This window comes from Deltaproteobacteria bacterium, from assembly GCA_016223005.1.
Taxonomy (GTDB): domain Bacteria; phylum Desulfobacterota; class GWC2-55-46; order UBA9637; family GWC2-42-11; genus JACRPW01.
On sequence record JACRPW010000026.1, the window covers coordinates 1 to 6949 of the forward strand.

Annotated in this window: 5 protein-coding genes; all 5 read left to right on the forward strand. The window is 40.8% G+C overall.

The window, feature by feature from the left end:
* The coding region (gene sucD / locus HZC45_03155) for a succinate--CoA ligase subunit alpha (protein MBI5682155.1) at nt 1-755 on the forward strand (755 nt) is incomplete at its 5' end.
* A 152-nt stretch (nt 756-907) separates the two neighbouring features.
* Nucleotides 908-1798, forward strand: a complete 891-nt coding sequence (locus tag HZC45_03160) for a phosphoribosylaminoimidazolesuccinocarboxamide synthase (protein MBI5682156.1) — start codon at nt 908-910, stop codon at nt 1796-1798.
* A 13-nt stretch (nt 1799-1811) separates the two neighbouring features.
* Nucleotides 1812-3704 carry a TonB-dependent receptor gene (locus HZC45_03165; protein MBI5682157.1) on the forward strand — a complete coding sequence of 631 codons (1893 nt, stop codon included), beginning with the start codon at nt 1812-1814 and terminating at the stop codon, nt 3702-3704.
* Nucleotides 3701-4651 carry a hypothetical protein gene (locus HZC45_03170; GenBank protein ID MBI5682158.1) on the forward strand — a complete coding sequence of 317 codons (951 nt, stop codon included), beginning with the start codon at nt 3701-3703 and terminating at the stop codon, nt 4649-4651. The genes HZC45_03165 and HZC45_03170 overlap by 4 nt, the downstream gene beginning before the upstream one ends.
* Nucleotides 4648-6949: PAS domain S-box protein (locus tag HZC45_03175; GenBank protein MBI5682159.1), on the forward strand; the 2302-nt coding region annotated here is incomplete at its 3' end. The genes HZC45_03170 and HZC45_03175, both read left to right, overlap by 4 nt.

Here is a 6949-nt window from a genome sequence, read left to right on the forward strand (position 1 = left end):
CCGGCAAAGGCGGCACGAATGTTGACGGCATTCCGGTTTTTGACACGGTTGATGAAGCTGTGAGAAAAACAAAGGCAAATGCATCGGTCATCTATGTGCCTGCGGCTTTTGCAGCAGATGCAATAATGAAGGCGGTTGACGCTGGCATAGAGATTGTTGTATGCATAACAGAAGGCATACCTGTTTTGGATATGGTAAAGGTTAAGAGGTTTATGGATGGAAGCAAGTCCAGACTTGTTGGCCCAAATTGCCCGGGTGTCATAACACCTGATGAATGCAAAATAGGAATAATGCCGGGGCATATCCACAAAAAAGGCAAAATCGGCGTTGTCTCAAAAAGCGGGACTTTGACATACGAGGCAGTTGACCAATTGACAAGGCTCGGACTTGGGCAGTCAACATGCGTGGGCATTGGCGGAGACCCTGTTAATGGCACTAATTTTATTGATATATTGGAACTCTTTGAAAAGGATAAAGACACAGACGCAGTGATTATGATAGGAGAAATCGGAGGAACAGCAGAGGAAGAGGCAGCAGAGTTTGTCCAGAAGAATGTTAGAAAGCCTGTTGTTGGCTATATCGCAGGTGTTACAGCGCCGAAGGGCAAGAGGATGGGTCATGCAGGCGCAATCATATCAGGCGGCAAAGGGACTGCAGATGAAAAATTTGAGGCTTTTGCCAAAGCAGGCATAAAGATTACAAAAAGTCCGGCGGAACTTGGGAGGACGATGAAAGAGGCATTATATTCACGCTGAAAAATACCCATCTGCTGCGTTGTCGCTGCGGCTTCTGCGCTCAACATACTACAAAGTATGCCTCGCTTGAAGCCTTGCTCCGCCTTGCATCTTGGCAATTTTTGAGCGTGAATATTAAAGCAGATTAGAAAAAGATTGTGAGGAAATTAAAAATGCCAGAAAATGTTATCTTAAAAACAGAACTCTCAACCCTGAAACTTTTGAAAAGGGGCAAGGTCAGGGATATTTATGACCTTGATGCTCAACTCCTGATTATCTCTACAGACAGGATTTCTGCATTTGATGTTATCCTTCCAAATGGCATACCTGAAAAAGGGGAAATCCTGACTGCAATGTCTTCTTACTGGTTTAAGATTATGGAAGACATTATCCCAAACCATGTTATTGCATCAAATTGCAGGGACTTTCCAGAACCTTTAAGGCAATACTGCGATGTTTTAAAGGGCAGGAGCATGCTTGTTAAAAAGGCAAAGCCTCTGCCTGTTGAGTGCATTGTAAGGGGCTATATTTCTGGTTCAGGTTGGAATGAATATAAAGAAAAGGGAAGCGTCTGCGGGATTAAACTGCCAGATGGTTTGCTGGAAGGCAGCGAACTGCCGGAGCCGCTCTTTACGCCGTCCACAAAGGCAGATGAAGGGCATGATGAGAACATAACATTTGATGAGATGAAAAAACTTATTGAACCAAAACTTGCTGATGAGATGAAGGCGAAGAGTATTGCCATTTACAAAAGGGCAAGGGATATTGCAAGAAACAAAGGCATAATTATAGCGGATACAAAGTTTGAATTTGGCATTTATGACAATAAGTTGCTCCTCATAGATGAAATCCTCACCCCTGACTCATCCCGTTTTTGGCCAATATCCGATTATAAGCCCGGACAGATGAAGGACATAAGTCTTGATAAGCAGTTCATAAGAAATTATCTTATTTCTATAAACTGGGACAAGAAGCCTCCTGCGCCAGCCCTGCCTGCTCAAGTAATTTTGAATACCACTATGAGATACAAAGAGGCATTGAACAGGCTTATTGGCTCTATGTAGGGGAGTTGACATTATGAGGATAGCAAGGGTTTTATTCATCATATTTTTATTTATAACATCATTTCCCCTTTCTGCAATTGGAAAAGATGTGTCAGAGGAGATGCTTTTATTTTTTGAGGAAAAGGAACTGATTATTGAAACCCCTGCAAGGCATAAGCAAAAGGCAAAAGAATCCCCATCCAGTATATCAGTTATCACAGAGGATAATATAAAAAAACTCCCTGCCAGAAACCTTGCAGAGATTCTGGAAACAGTAGTCGGCTATGATGTTACTTATAATGGTAATGTCAGGAGGTCAAATATTGCAGCCAGAGGGCTTTTGGATACATCACTCACCAAGAGGGTGCTTTTTCTCGTAGATGGAAGACCTGCGAACAGGGTTGGCGATGGAATCTTTGATATCGGATTTGAAACACCTGTTAATAACATAGAAAGGATTGAAATCATACGGGGACCGGGTTCAGCCTTGTATGGAGCAAATGCCTTCAGCGGTGTGGTGAATATAATTACCAAACCTCCAAAAGAAAAGGGTTCAGGGGATATTGCGGCAACATACGGGACAGGCGAGGCAAAAGGCTATGACATAAACTTCAATAGACCCATAGGGAATATTGGACTTTACTTAACAGCAAGCGGACTGCATTTTGACAATGAAGGGATATGGAATGAAAATGAGCAGGTTAACAGGGAGAGCATTGGTTTAAAGGCTGTGTATAAGGATTTGACCTTATCCTTTGGCTATAATGACAATGACAAAGGGCTTCCGCAAAAAGGCAGATATGCATACAAAGATTTTGTTAGCGAAAACCTTGCATGGTTTTTATATGGTGATTACAAATTTGAACCAGCGAAAAATCTAAACCTTGATTTTAATCTATATTTGAATACATCAGACAATAAACTTTTATATTCTGATAAGGTGCAATCTGCTGTAAATCAAGACCAGTTAAGGGATGAGAGGAGGATCGGCGGCGAGGTGCTTGCAAACTATGAAATCTCGGATAAATTTACTATCTTAAGCGGAATAGCGGCGAGACATGAAAGGTTTGAATACAACCTTGACCTTGGCGCTGATGAAAGGCATTCAACGAGTAAGGCAATCTTTCTGCAGATTGAGGGTAAGATTGAAAAAGGCATTGTAACAATAGGGACGAGGTATGATGTTCATTCAATATACGGAGGACATACATCTCCAAGGCTTAGTTTTTTATATAATCCAATGGATGATGCAAGGCTTCGGTTTGCCTATGGTAATGCATACAGGCCGCCTGAATTTCTGGAAATGTATGGTTACAGGGGAAGCACACGGATAGGAAATGAAGATTTGACACCTGAAAAGGTAAACAGTTATGAGGCAGGGATTGGCTATACCTTCTCTAAATACATGGATGCAGATATTACCATGTTTTATAACGATATTGAGGATATAATTGTATTTAACTCAGGTACCTCCAAATATCAGAATAGTTCAGGCACAGGTTCTACCCGCGGCATTGAGGTTGAGCTTAAATCCCGCCCTGTCAAATCCATCCATCTTTTTGCAAATTACACATTTCAGGAAACACATAATGACTATACAGAAGATAGATTTGCCTATGCGCCGAAACACAAATTTAACCTTGGGCTTACAGGGGAATACGGCAGTTCTGTATTGACATTAACTGCCGGTTACAAAGGCAGCAGAAAGGACACATTTGGCAATGACCTTGAGGATTATATGGTAATAAACGGCAAGTATATATACAGCATAAAAAAGAATATAGACTTATCAATTATCGCCAGAAACATCTTTGACAAAAGATATGTGGTTGAAGGGCATGACCCGCAATATACAACAGGGATAAATGCAAGGGCTTATATATACGAGGGTGTTAGTGTGTGGCTTGGGTTGAGGTATCAATTTTGAGAATTTCCTTGAAAAGACTGGATTCCCACTTTCGCGGGAATGACAAACTCTTCTCTTTCAGGACTTTTGCAAGAGCCTCATCAGTTTTTCTTTTTTTAATTACAGTTTCTATCATCTTCCTCTTTTTGAACAATCCTGCCTGTTCTGCTGATGTGGCAGTTTTAGCGGATATGAGCATAAAACCGATGGCTGAGGCGGTAACGGGTATTGAGGAGGTTACAGGGGTTGATGTATTTGATTTAAAGAAAGAAAGGATTGAGAGGAAATACAAGGTTATTGTGGCGCTTGGCACAGAGGCATTAAAGGATGTCAAGGGTCTTGCTGACAGGGATACATACATCGTGTATAGTTTTGTGGCAAACCCATTTGATATTGGTCCTGTCCCGAATTCAACAGGTGTAACCCTCTTTGCCCAATTTGAAAAGTCCTTAAAAACCATGACAGCAATTAACCCTTCTGTAAAAAGGCTCGGTGTTGTATATAATCCCGCATCATCTACATACATGCTTCAGGAACTAAAGTATTCTGCACTAAAACTCGGGCTTCAACTCAATGTTCAATCTGCGCAGACCCCATCTGATGCCATAAAAAAGATTCAAGGCATAGAAAAGAATATTGATGCCTTTATGCTCATCCCTGATGCAACTCTTTATACCTCACAGGTTGTGGATTATATCCTCCTTTCTGGTTTCAGGAATAGGGTGCCTGTTATAGGTTTTACCGGATGGCATATTAAAAAAGGGGCGCTGATGTCATATACCTTTGACACCACCTATTTAGGAAGGCAGATCGGCAGGCTCGTTGCCGATGTCCTTGTTGGAAAAAAGACCTCTTTCCTTTATCCGCCTGATTATCTTACACTTGAAATAAACCTTAATACAATGGAGTTTTTGAATATAGTGCCGCCGAAAGACATTATGGACTCTGCCAGGGGGTATAGACCATGAGAATGATATTTAGTAAAATCTTTAATTTTCTCTTCCCTTCTTTGTATAATCAGGTGTTGTCTATAACTATTGTAATCCTTGTCCTTGCAGTATCAACCCTCTCATATATCCTGATAAATGAAGGCGTAAAATCTGCAGAAAAGGATTTGCTCGCAAGGGGCATATCTTTGTCAAAAGGGTTCTCTATTGCGTCAGAACTTGCAGTTTACAGCAAAGACAAGGAACTTATGAATAACATCTTACATAATATAATCAAGGAAGATAATATACTTGGGACTGCATTTTATGACATGGATGGTTCTGCTATAAGTGTCCAAGGGATAGACCCGTCTCAAAAACTGGGATTGGAAGGTATTAAAAAAATTGTGTTGTTCAGGGATATATTCTGGAAAAAGGTTCTTATCCCTGATTCTTCAGTCCCTTTATATTATGATCTCTATACCCCTGTTACAAGCCATGCAAATACACAGGAAGGCGGGATATTTGAGGCAGATATAGAAGAAAAAGAGGCAATAGGAATCTTGCGGCTCAAGATAGACGCTGTCCCGCTTCAGAAGATCAGAAAAGAACTGCTCTTATGGTCATTAGGCATATCAATACCGTTTCTCATAATAGGCTTTGGTGTCAGTGTGCTTATAGTAAAACGAATAACAAGACCAATAAGACAATTAACAGATATGGTTAAGGAGGTGCATGAAGGAAGTCTTGATTTATTTTCATGTTACTGCCCGCCTGAATCAAAGGATGAGATTGGCGTCTTATCACAGGAATTCTGCAATATGATAAAGACATTAGACGATAGAAACAGGCAAATCAGCATAATGGCAAAGGCAATGGAGAGTGCCAGCGACATGATATTTTTAACTGATAGTAAAGGGCTGTTCATGTATGCCAATTCTTCATTTACAAAATGTATGGGTTATACTCAGGAAGAACTTATCGGAAAGATTCCGAGTATTCTGGACAGCAAACAACATCCTCATGAGTATTACAGGGGACTATGGCAGACACTTAAAGATGGCAAAGACTGGTACGGTGAGATGTCTGTTAAGACAAAAAGTGGCGATATACAGATTTGCGAGACATCTATTACACCTGTATTTGATGACAAGGGCGGTATTATCAATTATCTGGCAATCCAAAGGGATATTACAGACAAAAAGAGGCTTGAGGAAAAACTTTTGCAGGTGCAGAAATTAGAGACTATCGGAACACTGGCAGGCGGCATCTCTCATGACTTTAATAATATACTGGGGGGTATTACTGGTGCAGTATCTTTATTAAAACAGCGGATGCCAGAGGGAGATAAACTTCTTAAATATGTAGATATGATAGAGCAGCAGTCATATAGGGGGGCAAAGATTGTCCATCAGCTTGTTGGTTTTGCCAGAAAAGGCAAATATATGGTAGAGTGTGTAGATATAAATAAGGTGCTTGAGGATATTATTCTGGTTGTTACAGAAACCTTTGACCGCAGGATTGAACTCAGATATAATCTTGCCCCTGATATACCTTATGTAGAAGGAGACTCCAGCCAACTATATCAGGTGTTTTTAAATCTGGCTGTAAATGCCAGGGATGCCATGCCAGAAGGCGGAACACTATTTGTAAGGAGTAGTCAAATCATAAAGAATGGCGGAGATGTGAATGTAAGTGCAAATATGCCGCCAGGCGAATATGTTTATATCTGTATTACAGATACAGGTGTGGGCATGGATAAGGATACACAGAGCCGTATATTTGAGCCGTTTTTTACAACCAAGGAGGTGGGCAAGGGAACAGGTTTGGGTCTTGCTATGGTTTATGGTATAATAAAATCGCATAAGGGATATATAACGGTTTATTCAGAACCGGGCATGGGAACAAGTTTTAAGATCTATCTGCCTAAAATAGTGCAGATGGAAGAAGAAAGAGATGCTGCGATAAAGGAGGCAACTAAAACAATGGAAAAGGTTATGACAGTATTGTTTGTTGATGATGAGCCTGTTCTCAGGGAACTGGCAAGGGATATTCTGGAGAGTGCAGGCTACAAGGTATATCTTGCTAAAAATGGTGAGGAGGCTGTTGAACTATACAGAAAAAAAGGGGGAGAGATTGATGTGGCGGTTATTGATATGGTAATGCCTGTAATGGATGGGGGGAAGGCATGTGAAATAATCAATAAGATGAATCCTGACGCGAAACTTCTTGTATCATCAGGTTATACGGAGGATATGATTATAAGGAATCTCTTGACTGATAAGGTTGTAAGGGGATTTATCCAAAAACCATATACAGGCAGGGATTTGATAGCAGGGA